The organism is Streptomyces sp. NPDC051684, assembly GCF_044453445.1.
In the GTDB taxonomy this organism is placed as follows: Bacteria; Actinomycetota; Actinomycetes; order Streptomycetales; family Streptomycetaceae; genus Streptomyces.
The window spans coordinates 67,988-82,805 of sequence record NZ_JBITCS010000016.1; the positions used below are offsets into that span (position 1 = coordinate 67,988).

Genomic DNA, 14,818 nt, shown 5'->3' on the forward strand with positions numbered 1-14,818 from the left:
GTTGTACCGGTACCGTGGCCTGGTCGGAAGGTTCCGTACGTCGATTCTGGTGGTGGCGTTGTGCTGATGCAGGGGTTCGCCAATGTGATGTGGCTGCTGAGCATGGCCCTGATCATCTTCAGTGGCTTCGCGCTCGTCGATGCCGCCATCCGGCGCGAGGACGCCTACCGGGCGGCCGACAAGAAGACCAAGCCATTCTGGCTGATCATCCTCGGGATCGCGTTCGTCGTGAACCTGCTGTTCCCGATCCTGTCGTTCCTGCCGATCATCGGGCTGATCGCGACCATCGTCTACATGGTGGACGTGCGGCCCGCCGTCAAGCAGATCAGCGGTGGCGGCGGGGGCCGCAAGGGCCGCGGCTCCAGCAGCGACGGGCCGTACGGTCCGTACAACGGCGGCCGCTGAAGCACCCGTTCGACCCTGAGCCCCTGAGCCCCTGAGCCCCTGACCTCGGCCCCCGGCCCACCCGGTCACCGGTCGAGCAGCAGTACCGCCACGTCGTCCGTCAGATCGCCCCCGTTGAGATCGCGCACCTCGTTCATCGCGGCCTCGAGCAGCCCCTCGCCGGACAGGCCCTGCTCGCGCTGGCGGCGGATCATCTCCACCATCCCCTCCTGGCCGAGCCGCTTCCTGCCCTCGCCGATCCGGCCCTCGATCAGCCCGTCCGTGTAGAGCATCAGGCTCCACGAAGGGCCCAACTCGACCTGCATGCGCGGCCACCGGGCCTTCGGCAGCAGCCCGAGGGCCGGGCCGTTGTTCTCGTACGGGAGCAGCACCGCGGGGCGCCCGGGGGTCGATATCAGCGGTGACGGGTGGCCCGCCAGGCACAGGCCCGCGCGCCGGCCGTCCGGCGCGATGTCGACCGTGCACAGCGTCGCGAAGATCTCGTCGTCGGAGCGCTCGTGCTCCAGGACCTGCTGGAGGGTGGACAGGAGCTCGTCGCCGCACAGGCCTGCGAACGTCAACGCGCGCCAGGCGATGCGCAGTTCGACGCCGAGCGCCGCCTCGTCGGGGCCGTGCCCGCAGACGTCGCCGATCATCGCGTGGACCGTGCCGTCGGGCGTGCGCACCGTGTCGTAGAAGTCGCCGCCGAGCAGCGCGCGGGAGCGGCCGGGGCGGTAGCGGGCGGCGAAGCGCAGCGTCGAACCGTCGAGCAGCGGCGTCGGCAGCAGACCGCGCTCCAGACGGGCGTTCTCCTGCGCGCGCAGCCGGGACTCGGTGAGCCCCTGCTGCGCGATGTCGGCGCGCTTGCGCTCCACCGCGTAGCGGATGGCCCGGCCGAGCAGCCGGGAGTCCAGCTCGTCGCGGAACAGGTAATCCTGCGCGCCGACCCGGACCGCCTCGGCGCCGCGCTCGGCGTCGCCCGACGTGGTCAGGGCGAGCACGGCCCGGTGCGGGGCGAGCCGCAGCAGGTGCCGCAGCGTCCCCAGCTCGTCGTGGTGTTCCGGCTCCGTCCGGTCCGGCTTCGTGCCGGGCAGCGCGAGGTCCAGCAGGACGCAGCTGACGTCGTCGGTGAGCAGCCGCTCGGCCTCGGTGAGGTTGCGCGCGGTGCGCACGCGGATCGGCTTGCCCGCGGCGTCGGGCACCTCGGGGATGCTGAGGGAGCCCGCCGGGTCGTCCTCTATGACGAGGATCGTCAGGCCGGTGGCGTCACGGTCGGCGGGTGCCGGCGCGTGAGCGGCGTCGTCGGCCGGGGTCTCCAGGTCGTGCTCGGCGCTCTGTATGTCGTTGGCGGCAGGGCGGTCGGTGGTCGGCCGTTCGTCCTGCGGGTCGTGCGTGTCGGTCGTGGTGTGCGCGTCCTGAGCCTGACCACCTTCCACGGCCGGGATCGCTCTCTGCCGCGGTACGGGTACGGGCATCGCTTCGGTTTCCTTCCCTCCCCCCGAGGGCACGGTGGGACGAAGGTCCTCGCACCACCGACGGGGACCTTAGCGCTAGCCGACGTCCGAACGGAATGGTGAGCGGCAACCGGCCCGCGTCATATGCCGCCTCCCGCACCGGAATTGAGTGGGTTCCGTCCCTGGTCGGGCGGCTCGAAGATGACGAAGGTCACGCCGCGGCGCCGGAACCGCGGGGCGCCGCGTGCCGTAGGTCACGTGGGACACGTCACCCATCTGGAGCCATGTCCGGCATGGGACGTCGGGCCGCCGGGTGCGGGTCTCGGGCGCCGGTCCGTGGAGGCTCAGGTGCCGGGCCAGAAGGCTCAGGCGTCCGGCCTGACCACCCCGAGCATCGCCATCGAACCCGCGCCCGCGACCGTCACGTTCCGCCCCGGACGGGGCGCGTGGATGATCGCCCCCTTGCCTATGTACATCCCGACATGGCTGGCGTCGTCGTGGTAAATGATCAGGTCGCCGGGGCGCATGTCCTTGATGTCGATGTGCTTGAGCTGCTTCCACTGTTCCTGCGACGTGCGCGGTATCGGCCGCTTCGCCGACGCCCACGCCTGCGAGGTCAGGCCCGAGCAGTCGAAGGACTTCGGCCCCTCGGCGCCCCACACGTACGGCTTGCCCAGCTGCTCCGAGGCGTAGCGCACGGCCTTCTTGCCGGCCGCCGACGCCTTGCCGTCGATCTCCTTCAGGACGCCCGAGGAGAGCCACTCCGTCTGCGCCTTCTGCTCGGCCGCCTCCTCCAGCTGCCGCAGCTGCTCGCGCTCCTTCTTGGCGAGCTTGTCCTCGATCTTCTGCGCCGCCTTGATCTGCTTTTCGATCCGCTTCTTCGCGGCGGCCTTCTTCTTGCGCCCCTCGTCGAGCGCCTTCCATTTGGCGGAGGCGACGTCCGCGTACTTCTCCAGGTCGTCCTGCGTCCTGCCGAGGCGGGAGATCAGGTTCCGCGTGGCCTGCTGTCCCTGGTAGGCGCGGCCCGCATTGTCGAGGAAGCGGCTCGGGTCGCCCGCGAGCATGAACTGGGCCTCCTGGGAGATCCCGCCCGTGCGGTACTGCTCGCGGGCCGCCGCGCCCGCCCGGCCCTCGAGGTTGTCGAGCTCCGCCTGGCCCGCGGCGATCTTCCGGGCCAGCTTCACGATCTGGTCGGACTGGTCGGCGGCCTTCTCCTCCGCCGCGTTGTACTCGTCCGTGGCGACCGCGGCCTGGTGGTACAGCTTGTCGATCTTCTTGCGGACGGACTCAAGGTCCGCCGATTTCGGTGGACTTGAGGGCGAGGGGGAGGGCGCGGGATCCGCGTACGCCATGCCCGTCGGCGTCAGTACGGTCACGGCGCACACCAGCGCCAGGGCTGCCTTCGTCGTCGTGCTCCGCTTGCTCATCTGCTCCCTGCCCCCACAGCCGAGACGAACCTGATTTACCGTCAGTAACTTGCGCACGTTCGGGGGATGGTGCCACGCGCGTCCCGAATGCGACAGACCCGTACGACATTCCCCGAACGCTCCGACGAACGGGACGCCGAGATCGTTCCCTTGGGCCCGGCGTGTCTCAGCCGTTTCCTCGCGGCGCCAACGCCCCCCACGCCACGGTCACTTCACCCTGCCGCCAGCGCCCCGGCCGGTCCACCACGGGCCAGTCCCCCGAGAGCTCGCGCACCGTCCGGATCCAGCGCTGCCGCGCGCCGTACGAGGCGTAGGGCGCGGCCGCCGCCCACGCCCGGTCGAAGTCGCGCAGGAAGGCGTGCACCGGCTCGCCGGGGACATTGCGGTGGATGAGCGCCTTGGGGAGCCTTTCGGCCAGGTCGGAGGGTGTCCTCAGGGAGCCGAGCCGGGTCGCGAACGTCACGGTCCGCGGGCCTTCCGGGCCGAGCGCCACCCACACGTGGCGGCGCCCGATCTCGTCGCAGGTGCCCTCCACGAGGAGGCCGTCCGGGGCGAGCCGCGCGCACAGCCGCTCCCACACGGCGGCGACCTGCTCCTCGTCGTACTGGCGGAGCACGTTCGCGGCGCGGATCAGGACCGGCGGCGCCTCCAGGGGCAGCTCGAAGCCGCCGTGCCGGAATTCGAGCCCCTCCCGCTCGTACGGCTTCGCCGCGGCGACCCGCGCCGGCTCGATCTCGATGCCGACCACGCGCGCGTGCGGCGCCGCCCCGCGCAGCCGGGCCAGCAGCTCCACCGCGGTCCAGGGTGCCGCCCCGTAGCCGAGGTCGACCGCCACCGGGTCGTCGGCGCGGCGCAGCGCGGCACCGTGCACGGCCGCGATCCAGCGGTCCATGCGGCGCAGCCGATTGGGGTTGGTGGTGCCTCGCGTCACGGTTCCCACGGGGCGGGAGGAGGGGCGCGGGCTCATGCCCCAAAGGGTATGCGCTGCGCAATGGGGAGCTTTGGTTGAGACCCGTACGGTAATGATTCGGCAAAGTGGAAATGGAGCAGCCGACTCCGGCGTTCCCCCCTTGGAAGAGGGCCTGTGCCCTCCGGTCGTCGTGCCCGCAGTACGCCCACCAAGGAGGGCCCGCCACGTGAGCCAGTACGTGACCAGGTTCCGCCGCTCCGGGGCTGCTCCGGCCCTGCTGCGGTTCCCCGGTGCGCATCGGCGCCCGCGCCGCATCGCGATGCTCAGCGTGCACACCTCGCCCCTCCACCAGCCCGGCACGGGCGACGCGGGCGGCATGAACGTCTACATAGTCGAGCTCGCCAAGCGGCTGGCGGCGATCAACATAGAGGTCGAGATCTTCACCCGCGCCACATCCGGCGGCCTGCCGCCCGAGGTCGAGCTCGCCCCCGGCGTCCTCGTCCGGCATGTGGACGCGGGCCCCTACGAGGGCCTCGCCAAGGAGGACCTGCCCGCCCAGCTGTGCGCCTTCACGCACGGCGTCATGCAGGCGTGGGCGGGCCACCGGCCCGGCTATTACGACCTCGTCCACTCGCACTACTGGCTGTCCGGGCAGGTCGGCTGGCTCGCGGCCGAGCGCTGGGGCGCGCCCCTCGTGCACGCGATGCACACCATGGCCAAGGTCAAGAACGCGGCGCTCGCCGAGGGCGACACCCCCGAGCCGGCCGCCCGCGTCATCGGCGAGACCCAGATCGTGCGCGCCGCCGACCGCCTCATCGCGAACACGGCGGAGGAGGCCGACGAGCTGGTCCGCCACTACGAGGCGGACCCCGGCAGCGTCGCCGTCGTGCACCCCGGCGTGAACCTGGACCGCTTCCGCCCCGCCGACGGCCGCGCCGCCGCCCGCGCCCGCCTCGGGCTGCCGCAGGACGCCCTGGTCCCCCTCTTCGCGGGCCGCATCCAGCCCCTGAAGGCCCCCGACATCCTCCTCAAGGCCGTCGCGGTCCTCCTCGACGAGCGCCCGGAGCTGCGCTCCCGGATCGTCGTCCCGGTGGTCGGCGGCCCCAGCGGCAGCGGCCTCGCCAAGCCGGCGGCCCTCCACAAGCTCGCCGCGAAGCTCGGCGTCGCCGACGTGGTCCGCTTCCAGCCGCCGGTCGGCCAGGAGCAGCTCGCGGACTGGTTCCGCGCGGCATCCGTCCTGGTCATGCCCTCCTACAACGAGTCCTTCGGGCTCGTCGCCATAGAGGCCCAGGCCGCCGGTACGCCGGTGATCGCCGCGTCCGTGGGCGGCCTCCCCGTGGCCGTGCGCCACGAAAAGACCGGCTTCCTGGTCGACGGCCACGAACCGGCCCGCTACGCGCGCGTGCTCCGCGAGTTCGCCGACCACCCCCACCTGGTGAACACCATGGGCGACGCGGCCGCCCGCCACGCGCTCTCCTTCGGCTGGGACACGGCGGCCTCCGCCACGGCGGACGTCTATACGGCGGCGATGCAGGCCAGGCGTCGTCACGTACCCTCGCACCATGGCTGACCAGCGACAGGCACACGACGTCATCGAGTCCACGCTGAAGGACGCCGAGCTGGAGTGGGAGAGCCCGGAGCCCGGCTCGTACGTCGTGAAGCTGCCCGGGACCCGCAAGCTCTCGACGACGCTGTCCCTGCGCGTGGGGCGGCACAGTCTCTCGCTCAACGCCTTCGTGATCCGGCACCCGGACGAGAACGAGGCCGGGGTGCACCGTTGGCTCCTGGAGCGCAATCTGCGCCTGTACGGAGTGAGTTACGCGGTCGATCAGCTCGGCGACATCTATCTCACCGGCAAACTGCCGCTCGCGGCCGTCACCCCCGACGAGATCGACCGGCTCCTCGGCTCGGTCCTGGAGGCGGCGGACGGCTCCTTCAACACCCTCCTCGAACTAGGCTTCGCGAGCGCGATCCGCAAGGAGTACGAGTGGCGGGTGGCGCGCGGCGAGTCGACGCGCAACCTGGACGCGTTCACGCATCTGACCCAGCGCCCCGCCAAGTAGGTCTGGTCGCGCGCTAGTTGAGCGCCACCATGCGCACCACCGTCACGGTCAGCACCGACCCGGAGACGTAGTAGAGGACTATCGCGCCGCCGACCGTCGCCTCGCGGCGGTCGCGTTCGCCGCACACCGTCGTCGAGCCGTGGCCGTACGGATCGTGGGACAGCGTGCGGGCCATCTCGGCGCGGAAGGCATCGGGGTTCGCCATCTTGGCGAGGGTGTCGTCGGCGGGCGGTGCGTAGGCGACGCGGCAGGCGGCGCGCCTGCGTCTGCGGCTCACGCCGGGCCCCGCCTCTCCGCCTCGTCGCGGGCGAGCCGGGCGAGGATCGCGTCGGCCTCCGGGTCCGGCACCGCCTCCAGCATCCAGTGCCGCATGACGGCGTGGATCTCGCCGACCCCCGCCGCGTTGATCGCCTTGTCGAACTCGGAGCGCTGCTTCGCGTCGAGCGCGGCGCGAATCGCCGGAATGCTGTTGGGGACGTCGACCTCGACGCCGCCCACCAGCGTTCTGGGCGGTTCGTCAGTTCTGGAGGAGGTCCTTGGGGGTTCGGCCATGTACGGTCACGTACCCGCCGAACTGCCCGGTCAAGCCGGGCTGTTCCGGATGTCAGGCAGGGCTGCTCTCCGGCTCCACGGGCGCCGCCGCGACGGGCCTCGTGGGCTCCGCGTCCGGCAGCCCGCGCATCAGCGCCCAGTAGCCGATCGCCGTCACCGTGCCGAGGACCGCGCACCCCGCCCACAGCCATCCGGCGCCCGCCGAATCGATCACCCAGCCGCCCGCGAGCGGGGCGACGAGGGCCGCCGCCGACCACGACATGGTGTAGACGCCCTGGTAACGACCGCGCCCCTCGGTGGGGGAGAGGCGGGCCACGAGCCCCGACTGCGTAGGCGCGTTGATCATCTCGCCGAGCGTCCACACCACGACCGTGAGCGCGTACGCGGCGATCGACCCGGCGAGGGCGGTGAGCGCGAAGCCGTATCCGATCAACAGCGACGAAACGGTCAACAGTCGCCCCGGATCACGCCGTTCGATGAACCGGGTCAGCGGAATCTGCAGCGCGACGATGACGACACCGTTGACGGCGGCGACGAGCCCGACGTCCGAACTGCTCAGCCCGTTCTCGCCCATGACGATCGGCAGCCCGACCGAGCTCTGCGTGAACACGACGGCGACCAGGAAGGACAGCCCCACCATCAGCATGAAGCGCCCGTCGCGCAGCACGGTCCCCATGGTGACCACCGGGCTCGACGGCGCGCCCGGCACCACCGTCCGCGTCGGCCGCGACTCCTTCACCTTCACGAAGACGACGAGGGCGCAGGCGAGCGTCATCGCCGCCTCGACGAGAAAGCCCAGGGTGTAGCTCTGCGCGACGAGGAATCCGGCGTACACGGACGAGACCGCGAACCCCAGATTGATCGCCCAGTAGTTGAGCGAGAACGCCCGCACCCGGTCCTCGGGACGCACGATGTCCGCCATCATCGCCTGGATCGCGGGCCGCGAGGCGTTCGAGGCGAGACCGAGGGCGAAGCCGGTCACCGCGATCCACGCCGGGTCGCGCACGAAGGCGAGCGCGGCGACCGTCGCCGAGGTGGCGAGCTGCGCGCCGAGCAGGGTGGGCCGCCGCCCGAGCCGGTCGGCGAGCACCCCGCCGAGCACGGACGCGATGACGCCGCCGAGCCCGATGAGCGAGGCGACGAGACCGGCGTACGCGGCCGAGAAGCCGCGCGACGCGGTCAGGTACAGCGCGAGGAACGTGAGGACGAAGTTCCCGAGCCGGTTGACGAGGGTGCTGGTCCACAGCCACCAGAACTCGCGCGGCAGCCCGGCCACGGACTCCCTGGCGGCACGTCTGAGCGAGGCGACTGACATGGGTGCATCCCCCGGGGGCCGGTGTAAGTAGTGCGGAAGGTTTACGTAACTTACGGGCCGGGTAATCGTGCGGGCCACTCAATTGACGGGGACCGTCAATCGGCGGGCGCCGGAGCGGTCGATTAGGCTCGGCCCCATGGCCGACGCACCGTACAAGCTGATCCTCCTCCGTCACGGCGAGAGCGAGTGGAACGCGAAGAACCTGTTCACCGGATGGGTGGACGTCAACCTGAACGAGAAGGGCGAGAAGGAGGCGGTCCGCGGCGGTGAGCTGCTCAAGGACGCCGGCCTGCTCCCCGACGTGGTCCACACGTCGCTCCAGAAGCGCGCGATCCGCACGGCCCAGCTCGCGCTGGAGTCCGCGGACCGCCACTGGATCCCGGTCCACCGCAGCTGGCGCCTGAACGAGCGCCACTACGGCGCCCTCCAGGGCAAGGACAAGGCGCAGACCCTCGCCGAATTCGGCGAGGAGCAGTTCATGCTGTGGCGCCGCTCCTACGACACCCCGCCGCCGGCGCTGGACCGCGAGGCGGAGTACTCGCAGTTCTCCGACCCCCGCTACGCGACGCTCCCGCCGGAGCTGCGCCCGCAGACGGAGTGCCTCAAGGACGTCGTCGTCCGCATGCTCCCGTACTGGTTCGACGGCATCGTCCCGGACCTGCTGACGGGCAGGACGGTCCTGGTCGCGGCCCACGGCAACTCGCTGCGCGCCCTGGTCAAGCACCTGGACGGCATCTCCGACGCCGACATCGCGGGCCTGAACATCCCGACCGGCATCCCGCTCTCCTACGAGCTCGACGCCGACTTCAAGCCGCTCAACCCGGGCGGCACGTACCTGGACCCGGACGCGGCGAAGGCGGCCATCGAGGCGGTCAAGAACCAGGGCAAGAAGAAGTAGCTTTCGTGATCATGCCCCTGAGCTGCGCATACGGCGCGGCGCAGGGGCATTTTCGCGCTCCGGGGCCCGTCTGGGACCTCCGGCGATGCATCGTCAGCACCTATCGTCGTCGTGGGAGCGGGCCTGGGCGGCCTCGCACTCGCCAATGGGCTCCTCCGAGAAGGCTTCGGCGTCCTTGTCTGCGAGCGGGACGCCCACGTCGACGCCCGGCGCCAGGGGTACCGCGTCCCACTCGACGAGCCCGGCCTCACCGGACTGAAGCGCTGCCTGCCCGAGCTGGCCCTGGCCACCGCGGCGGCGCCACCGGCCCGGGTCTCGCTACGCGACCGCCACCTCGCGGCGCTGGGCGACAGTGCCGTTCGACGGCGCCCGCGGCGGGCACGCATGCTCCGGCCTACGAGAGAGGGCTCGTGTACCGCACGTCACGGAGCGGGACGTCGGCGTACGTCTCGATGCGTTCCGTGCCGTCGGGGGTGAAGCCGGCCTGGGCGTAGAAGTGTTGGGCTCGGTGTTGGCTGCCAGGACCCAGAGGTCCAGGCGGTGGAAGCCGAGGTCGGCGGCGTGGGAGCGGACGGCGTTCAGGAGGAGGCGGCCCACGCCGGAGCCGGTGCGTTCGGGCAGTACGTAGAGGGCGAGGAGTTCGCCGGCCGCGGGGTCGGGGAGCGGGCCCACGGCGGCCCAGCCGATGACGGTGCCGGTGTCCGTGGCGACGAGGTTGGCGGTCCGGTTGGCGGGGGACCGGAAGCGGCGGCGTCGCCGGGCCGCGTCCTCCTCGGCGGACATGGCGTCGAGGTAGCCGGGCGGAACGATCCCGGCGTACGCCGCCCGCCACCCGCTCACCCGCAACGCGGCCACCGCGGTCACGTCCTCCAGGGCCATTGCGCGCACCTCGATCATGGGCGGATGGTAGCCGGGGCCCGGAAATTGGGGGGTGGGCCGGGGCGATGGCTGGTTATGCTGCGGCGTCCGAACAGGCCAGGGAGGTCCGTCGCCGTGAGCAGTGTCAGTACGTCCTTTCCGGAGCGGTTGGAGCTGTCGGGGGAGGGGCTCGTTCTGCGTGACTGGAGCGAGGCGGACCTCGCCGCGATGCCGGGGCTCTTCGACCACCCCGACGTCGCGTACTGGACGCCGATGGCCTCCCCGTTCGACGCCGCGGCGGCCCGCACACAGTTGGACCGGAGCAGGCAGCGGCGGGCCGAGGGCGCGTCGATCCTGCTCGCCATCACCGTCGACGGCGGCGCCCCGCTCGGCGAGGTGATGCTGCGGCCCACCGCCGAGGGCATGGAGATCGGCTACGCGGTCGGTCCGGCGCACCGCGGCCGCGGCCTCGCGGCGCGGGCGGTGCGGGTGGTGGCCGCGTACGCCTTCGAGCAACTGGGCGCGAGCCGGGTGGTCCTGGAGCTGGAGGCCGAGAACTCCGCCAGCGTCGCCGTGGCCACCAGGACGGGCTTCCGGCTGCTCGACGACGTGCCGCTGGTCATGGGCGAGGAGAAGGGCCGCCCGTACGCCCTGCAGACCTGGGGCCTGGACCGCCCCTGACCCGCCCGCCCCCGACGAGGCAACTGCCGCGCGCGCGTGCGCCGTTGATGCGCCCGCCCCGGTGGGCATGCAATGGGGGAAGGACTCCACCGCGGAGACCCGTCGAGGAGGGAAAACCATGGCCGCCGACTCCCCGAAGCCGGACCGGACCCCCGAAGTGCCGGCAGAAGTGACCCCGCCCGTACCCCAGTTGGTGCTGCTCGGAGCCTGCGGATGCGGAGCGGGCTGCGGCTGCGGCTGCCAGTCGGGCGCGCCGTGCCAGTGCGGCGGGTCCTGCTGACCGCACCCGCTCCACGTACGGGCTGACCGTGCGAGCTCGACGTACGGGCCGACCGCACGAAGCGACGACGGAAGGGCCCCGCGCGAACACACTGCGCGGGGCCCTTCCCGTACGACTCGGAGAGGTCAGGCCCCCTCGACCGGCTGCGGCTGGGGCTGCCCCTGCACTTCGTCCGCGTGCTCGCCCGTCACCAGGTAGACGACCCGCTTCGCCACCGACACCGCGTGGTCCGCGAAGCGCTCGTAGTAGCGGCCGAGCAGTGTCACGTCGACCGCCGTCTCGATGCCGTGCTTCCACTTCTCGTCCATCAGGTGCTGGAACAGCGTGCGGTGCAGCTGGTCCATCTCGTCGTCGTCCTGCTCCAGCTGCATCGCCAGATCGACGTCCTTGGTGATGATGACCTCCGCCGCCTTCGCCATCAGGCGCTGGGCCAGCTGTCCCATCTCCAGGATGGTGGCGTGCAGGTCGTGCGGAACCGCCCGCTCCGGGAACCGCAGACGGGCCAGCTTGGCGACATGCTGGGCGAGGTCACCGCTGCGCTCCAGGTCGGCCGACATCCGCAGCGACGTCACGACGATCCGCAGATCCGTCGCCACCGGCTGCTGGCGGGCCAGCAGGGCTATGGCCCGCGCCTCCAGCTCGTGCTGGAGATCGTCCACCTTCTGGTCGGATGCGATCACGGTCTCCGCGAGCTTCAGGTCGGCGTCGAGCATGGCCGTGGTGGCGCGCCCGATCGCCGACCCGACAAGGCGGGCCATCTCGACCAGACCCTCGCCGATCGAGTCAAGTTCCTCGTGGTACGCGTCACGCATACGGCGTTCCCTCTCTGTACCTGGCTTCGTTGGGACCCGGTTGGCCCCACGCTCCCACGTTCCGTCCTGTACGCGTCCGAATCCGGCACCACAAGTGAATCGACCCCGTACCCAAGGTGAACTCTGGGCGACGAGTGTTCGAGCTGCCACTCGGATGGCTGTGGAGGAGCGGTCCATGCCGCATAACCTGAAGACATGGACGTGAACGCGGCGGTCGCCGCAGCGGCAGCGATCGCCGGAGTGTGCACCGGCGTCATCGCCATGCTGGCGTTTCGCTGGAGCGAACGCGACCAGAAGCGCCCCACCCGCACCTCCCTGCACACGGACCCGGTCCTGCCGCCCGGCGTCGACACCGTGCTCTCCGTGCTCCGCTCCTCCGCCGTCGTCCTCGACGAGGCGGACAGCGTGGTCAAGGCCAGCTCGGCGGCGTACGCCCTCGGTCTCGTACGCGGCGGGAAGCTCGCGGTCGAGCCGATGCTGCAGATGGCCCGCGACACCCGGCGCGACGGCGAGATACGCCAGGTCGAGCTGGACCTGCCGCGGCGCGGCACGGGGCGCGGCGACGCGCTCGCCGTGTCCGCCCGGGTCGCCCCGCTCGGCTCCCGCCTGGTGCTGCTCCTGGTCGAGGACCTCACCGAGGCCCGGCGCATCGAGGCCGTACGGCGCGACTTCGTCGCCAACGTGAGCCACGAGCTGAAGACGCCGGTCGGCGCGCTCTCCCTGCTGTCGGAGGCCGTCATGGACGCGTCCGACGACCCGGAGGCCGTCGAGCGGTTCGCCGGCCGCATGCAGAACGAGGCGACCCGGCTCACCAGCCTCGTACAGGAGCTCATCGACCTCTCACGGGTGCAGAACGACGACCCGCTGGAGGACGCCGAGCCGGTGCGCGTCGACGAACTCGTCGCCGAGGCCATCGACCGCTGTCGCCAGCCCGCCGCGAGCAAGCAGATCACCATGGCCGCCGGAGGCACCGCCGACCTGCGCGTATGGGGAAACCGGGGGCAGCTCGCCGCCGCCCTCGGCAACCTCGTCGAGAACGCCGTCAACTACTCGCCGGCCCGCACCCGCGTGGGCATAGCCGCCCGCCGCGTCTCGGCGGGCGGCGGCGACCGCATCGAGATAGCCGTCACCGACCAGGGCATCGGCATCTCGGAGAAGGACAAGGAGCGCGTGTTCGAGCGCTTCTACCGCGTCGACCCGGCCCGCTCCCGGGCCACCGGCGGCACGGGCCTCGGCCTCGCCATCGTCAAGCACGTAGCGGCCTCGCACGGCGGGGAAGTCACCGTGTGGAGCTCCGAGGGACAGGGCTCCACCTTCACGCTGCGGCTGCCCGAGGCGGCCTCGCCCCGCGGCTCACGTTCGACACAGACCAAGACATCCCGCACCAGTGGCCCCGGAGACGTACGCGACGAAGACGACGCACACGGGCCCGACGACACAACCGCATACGAATCCATTCCTGCCACTCCTGCCGCCCCGGAGGTCCTTCCGTGACCCGAGTGCTCGTCGTAGAGGACGAAGAGTCGTTCTCCGACGCCCTTTCCTACATGCTCCGCAAGGAGGGTTTCGAGGTCGCCATCGCGGCCACGGGACCCGACGGCCTCGACGAGTTCGAGCGCAACGGTGCCGACCTCGTCCTGCTCGACCTGATGCTGCCGGGCCTGCCCGGCACCGAGGTCTGCCGCCAGCTGCGCGGCCGCTCCAACGTCCCGGTGATCATGGTGACCGCCAAGGACAGCGAGATCGACAAGGTCGTCGGCCTGGAAATAGGAGCCGACGACTACGTGACGAAGCCGTTCTCCTCGCGTGAGCTGGTCGCCCGCATCCGGGCCGTCCTGCGCCGCCACGGCGAGCCCGAGGAGGTCGCCCCGCAGGCCCTGGAGGCCGGCCCCGTCCGCATGGACGTCGACCGGCACGTGGTGACGGTGGGCGGCGGCAAGGTCGACCTCCCGCTCAAGGAGTTCGACCTCCTGGAGATGCTGCTGCGCAACGCCGGTCGTGTGCTGACCCGTATGCAGCTGATCGACCGGGTGTGGGGCGCGGACTACGTGGGCGACACCAAGACGCTCGACGTCCACGTGAAGCGCCTGCGCGCCAAGATCGAGCCGGACCCGGGGGCGCCGAGATACCTGGTCACGGTGCGCGGTCTCGGCTACAAGTTCGAGCCGTAAACAGCCGATCAAGCCCCGCCGGCGTTTGAGGCGCGGGGTCCGGGGCGGAGCCCCGTGACGTGAATGGCGGAGGGGCGGAACCCATCGGGTCCCGCCCCTCCGCCGTACGCGTGCGTCAGTGACCCGCCGCGTGCTCCGACTCCGAGGCCGTCGCGGAGGTGGAGGCCCCCGTCGAGGCCGAGGCCTTGTCGTCCGGCGTCGCGGACGTGGACGTGGACGTGGAGGCCGTCGGCGACGCGGAGCCGCCCGGCGCGGCCGGGACCTCGCTCGGACCCCACTTCTTGAAGTAGCTGTCGGCCGGCACCACGAACGCCTTCAGCTTCACGTCTCCGGCCTTGCTGAAGGAGAACGTGATCCGCTGCGCGTTGCCGTCGAGGACGGCGGTGCGGCTGTTGGGCAGCTCGGCGGAGGCGTTGCCCTTGCCGCCGAGGACGACGGAGCCGCCGGCCGGGACGGTGATCTTCGAGGCGCCCTTGGCGTCCGTCAGCTTGGCGGACTTGCCGACGCCGTCGACAGTGATCGCGTCGAGCGTCTGGGTGGTGCTCCCGTTGTTGAAGAGCGTGCCCGTGACGACGGCCGGGCCCTTGGACTCGCGGTCCGGCTGGGTGATGACGGTGGCGTTCTGGATCTTGATGTCGCCGACCGAGGTCGCGGCGTTGTCCGGCTTGACCTCAAGTGTCTGCGCGTTGTTGCCGGCGCCGCACGCGGCGAGCGAGGCGATCGAGAACGCGATGGCGGCGGCGGCGAGGGCGCCGCGTCGAAGGCTGCTGCTCACGGCGGCGGCAACTCCTTGAACGTGGGCGGGCAAGGCGGCGGGTGTAAAGCCGCCCTAAGGGTCTGTCAGCGGCCTTAGGTTACCGAGCCGTTCCCGCGCCGCCGCACCCGACCCGCCCCTCAGCTCGTGACACCCTCCCCGGCCGCCCCGTCCGCGCTCCGTTCACCCCATGTTCCCCAGGGTTGTCATTGGGTCACGCGAGCCTCTTGTTCACCATTCACATAAGGCCTGTCCAGGC

16 protein-coding genes and 1 pseudogene are annotated in these 14,818 nt (G+C 71.4%); 8 read left to right on the top strand and 9 right to left on the bottom strand.

From position 1 onward, the window contains the following. Nucleotides 1-66: 66 nt before the first annotated feature. Complete coding sequence (locus ACIA8D_RS20465; RefSeq protein ID WP_266712522.1) at nt 67-405, top strand: DUF2516 family protein; 339 nt, start codon at nt 67-69, stop codon at nt 403-405. A gap of 65 nt (nt 406-470) precedes the next feature. Here the strand turns inward: ACIA8D_RS20465 and ACIA8D_RS20470 are convergent, their stop codons facing one another. The 3 genes from ACIA8D_RS20470 to ACIA8D_RS20480 form a co-directional block, all read right to left on the bottom strand. Beyond that, complete coding sequence (locus tag ACIA8D_RS20470) at nt 471-1,859, bottom strand: PP2C family protein-serine/threonine phosphatase (RefSeq protein WP_399234053.1); 1,389 nt, start codon at nt 1,857-1,859, stop codon at nt 471-473. A gap of 344 nt (nt 1,860-2,203) precedes the next feature. Next, nucleotides 2,204-3,265 (bottom strand): NlpC/P60 family protein, encoded by a 1,062-nt coding sequence (locus ACIA8D_RS20475; RefSeq protein ID WP_399234055.1) that lies wholly within the window; start codon nt 3,263-3,265, stop codon nt 2,204-2,206. 166 nt (nt 3,266-3,431) lie between these two features. Next, nucleotides 3,432-4,232, bottom strand: coding sequence for a class I SAM-dependent methyltransferase (locus ACIA8D_RS20480; RefSeq protein WP_399234057.1), 801 nt, complete (start codon nt 4,230-4,232; stop codon nt 3,432-3,434). A 169-nt stretch (nt 4,233-4,401) separates the two neighbouring features. Here ACIA8D_RS20480 and mshA point away from each other — a divergent pair, with 169 nt between their 5' ends. Together mshA and ACIA8D_RS20490 are read left to right on the top strand one after the other, a co-directional pair. After that, entirely contained in the window at nt 4,402-5,745 is a 1,344-nt protein-coding gene (mshA, locus tag ACIA8D_RS20485; RefSeq protein WP_399234058.1) for a D-inositol-3-phosphate glycosyltransferase, read from the top strand. Beyond that, entirely contained in the window at nt 5,738-6,238 is a 501-nt protein-coding gene (locus tag ACIA8D_RS20490) for a YbjN domain-containing protein (protein WP_399234060.1), read from the top strand. The genes mshA and ACIA8D_RS20490 overlap by 8 nt, the downstream gene beginning before the upstream one ends. A gap of 13 nt (nt 6,239-6,251) precedes the next feature. On the opposite strand, the gene ACIA8D_RS20495 is transcribed toward ACIA8D_RS20490, so the two are convergent. The 3 genes from ACIA8D_RS20495 to ACIA8D_RS20505 all read right to left on the bottom strand — a co-directional run bounded on the left by ACIA8D_RS20495 (nt 6,252) and on the right by ACIA8D_RS20505 (nt 8,105). After that, the gene (locus ACIA8D_RS20495; RefSeq protein ID WP_356376001.1) at nt 6,252-6,443 is read right to left on the bottom strand and encodes a hypothetical protein; all 192 of its coding nucleotides are present in this window, start codon (nt 6,441-6,443) and stop codon (nt 6,252-6,254) included. A gap of 68 nt (nt 6,444-6,511) precedes the next feature. Next, the gene (locus tag ACIA8D_RS20500; RefSeq protein ID WP_399234062.1) at nt 6,512-6,790 is read right to left on the bottom strand and encodes a hypothetical protein; all 279 of its coding nucleotides are present in this window, start codon (nt 6,788-6,790) and stop codon (nt 6,512-6,514) included. Nucleotides 6,791-6,842: 52 nt separating this feature from the next. After that, nucleotides 6,843-8,105, bottom strand: coding sequence for an MDR family MFS transporter (locus ACIA8D_RS20505; RefSeq protein WP_399234063.1), 1,263 nt, complete (start codon nt 8,103-8,105; stop codon nt 6,843-6,845). Nucleotides 8,106-8,241: 136 nt separating this feature from the next. Between ACIA8D_RS20505 and ACIA8D_RS20510 the strand changes: the two genes are divergently transcribed. Next, nucleotides 8,242-9,003, top strand: coding sequence for a phosphoglyceromutase (locus ACIA8D_RS20510; RefSeq protein ID WP_399234065.1), 762 nt, complete (start codon nt 8,242-8,244; stop codon nt 9,001-9,003). 111 nt (nt 9,004-9,114) lie between these two features. Then, nucleotides 9,115-9,192 (top strand): annotated as a pseudogene (locus ACIA8D_RS20515) (hypothetical protein); the annotation flags it as partial. 129 nt (nt 9,193-9,321) lie between these two features. Here ACIA8D_RS20515 and ACIA8D_RS20520 read toward each other — a convergent pair. Then, nucleotides 9,322-9,900, bottom strand: a complete 579-nt coding sequence (locus ACIA8D_RS20520; RefSeq protein WP_399234067.1) for a GNAT family N-acetyltransferase — start codon at nt 9,898-9,900, stop codon at nt 9,322-9,324. A 96-nt stretch (nt 9,901-9,996) separates the two neighbouring features. Between ACIA8D_RS20520 and ACIA8D_RS20525 the strand changes: the two genes are divergently transcribed. Then, nucleotides 9,997-10,542 (top strand): GNAT family N-acetyltransferase, encoded by a 546-nt coding sequence (locus ACIA8D_RS20525; protein ID WP_399234069.1) that lies wholly within the window; start codon nt 9,997-9,999, stop codon nt 10,540-10,542. A gap of 405 nt (nt 10,543-10,947) precedes the next feature. Here the strand turns inward: ACIA8D_RS20525 and phoU are convergent, their stop codons facing one another. Continuing rightward, the gene (gene phoU, locus ACIA8D_RS20530) at nt 10,948-11,634 is read right to left on the bottom strand and encodes a phosphate signaling complex protein PhoU (protein ID WP_399234071.1); all 687 of its coding nucleotides are present in this window, start codon (nt 11,632-11,634) and stop codon (nt 10,948-10,950) included. 195 nt (nt 11,635-11,829) lie between these two features. On the opposite strand from phoU, the gene ACIA8D_RS20535 reads away from it, so the two are divergent. Both ACIA8D_RS20535 and ACIA8D_RS20540 read left to right on the top strand, forming a co-directional pair. After that, on the top strand, nt 11,830-13,128 hold the full coding sequence (locus tag ACIA8D_RS20535) for a sensor histidine kinase (protein WP_399234073.1): 1,299 nt from the start codon (nt 11,830-11,832) through the stop codon (nt 13,126-13,128). After that, nucleotides 13,125-13,805, top strand: a complete 681-nt coding sequence (locus ACIA8D_RS20540) for a response regulator transcription factor (protein ID WP_306321454.1) — start codon at nt 13,125-13,127, stop codon at nt 13,803-13,805. The genes ACIA8D_RS20535 and ACIA8D_RS20540 overlap by 4 nt, the downstream gene beginning before the upstream one ends. Nucleotides 13,806-13,920: 115 nt before the next feature. Here ACIA8D_RS20540 and ACIA8D_RS20545 read toward each other — a convergent pair whose 3' ends face one another. Beyond that, nucleotides 13,921-14,580 (bottom strand): DUF461 domain-containing protein, encoded by a 660-nt coding sequence (locus tag ACIA8D_RS20545; protein WP_399234076.1) that lies wholly within the window; start codon nt 14,578-14,580, stop codon nt 13,921-13,923. Nucleotides 14,581-14,818 lie beyond the last annotated feature (238 nt).

Bases quoted from the DNA above. Each gene is read 5' to 3' on its own strand.
- ACIA8D_RS20465 (WP_266712522.1), top strand. From the start codon at position 67: ATGCAGGGGTTCGCCAATGTGATGTGGCTGCTGAGCATGGCCCTGATC.
- ACIA8D_RS20495 (WP_356376001.1), bottom strand. From the start codon at position 6,443: ATGGCGAACCCCGATGCCTTCCGCGCCGAGATGGCCCGCACGCTGTCC.
- ACIA8D_RS20480 (WP_399234057.1), bottom strand. From the start codon at position 4,232: ATGAGCCCGCGCCCCTCCTCCCGCCCCGTGGGAACCGTGACGCGAGGC.
- phoU (WP_399234071.1), bottom strand. From the start codon at position 11,634: ATGCGTGACGCGTACCACGAGGAACTTGACTCGATCGGCGAGGGTCTG.
- ACIA8D_RS20470 (WP_399234053.1), bottom strand. From the start codon at position 1,859: ATGCCCGTACCCGTACCGCGGCAGAGAGCGATCCCGGCCGTGGAAGGT.
- ACIA8D_RS20475 (WP_399234055.1), bottom strand. From the start codon at position 3,265: ATGAGCAAGCGGAGCACGACGACGAAGGCAGCCCTGGCGCTGGTGTGC.
- ACIA8D_RS20505 (WP_399234063.1), bottom strand. From the start codon at position 8,105: ATGTCAGTCGCCTCGCTCAGACGTGCCGCCAGGGAGTCCGTGGCCGGG.
- ACIA8D_RS20535 (WP_399234073.1), top strand. From the start codon at position 11,830: ATGGACGTGAACGCGGCGGTCGCCGCAGCGGCAGCGATCGCCGGAGTG.
- ACIA8D_RS20500 (WP_399234062.1), bottom strand. From the start codon at position 6,790: ATGGCCGAACCCCCAAGGACCTCCTCCAGAACTGACGAACCGCCCAGA.
- ACIA8D_RS20520 (WP_399234067.1), bottom strand. From the start codon at position 9,900: ATGATCGAGGTGCGCGCAATGGCCCTGGAGGACGTGACCGCGGTGGCC.
- ACIA8D_RS20490 (WP_399234060.1), top strand. From the start codon at position 5,738: ATGGCTGACCAGCGACAGGCACACGACGTCATCGAGTCCACGCTGAAG.
- ACIA8D_RS20510 (WP_399234065.1), top strand. From the start codon at position 8,242: ATGGCCGACGCACCGTACAAGCTGATCCTCCTCCGTCACGGCGAGAGC.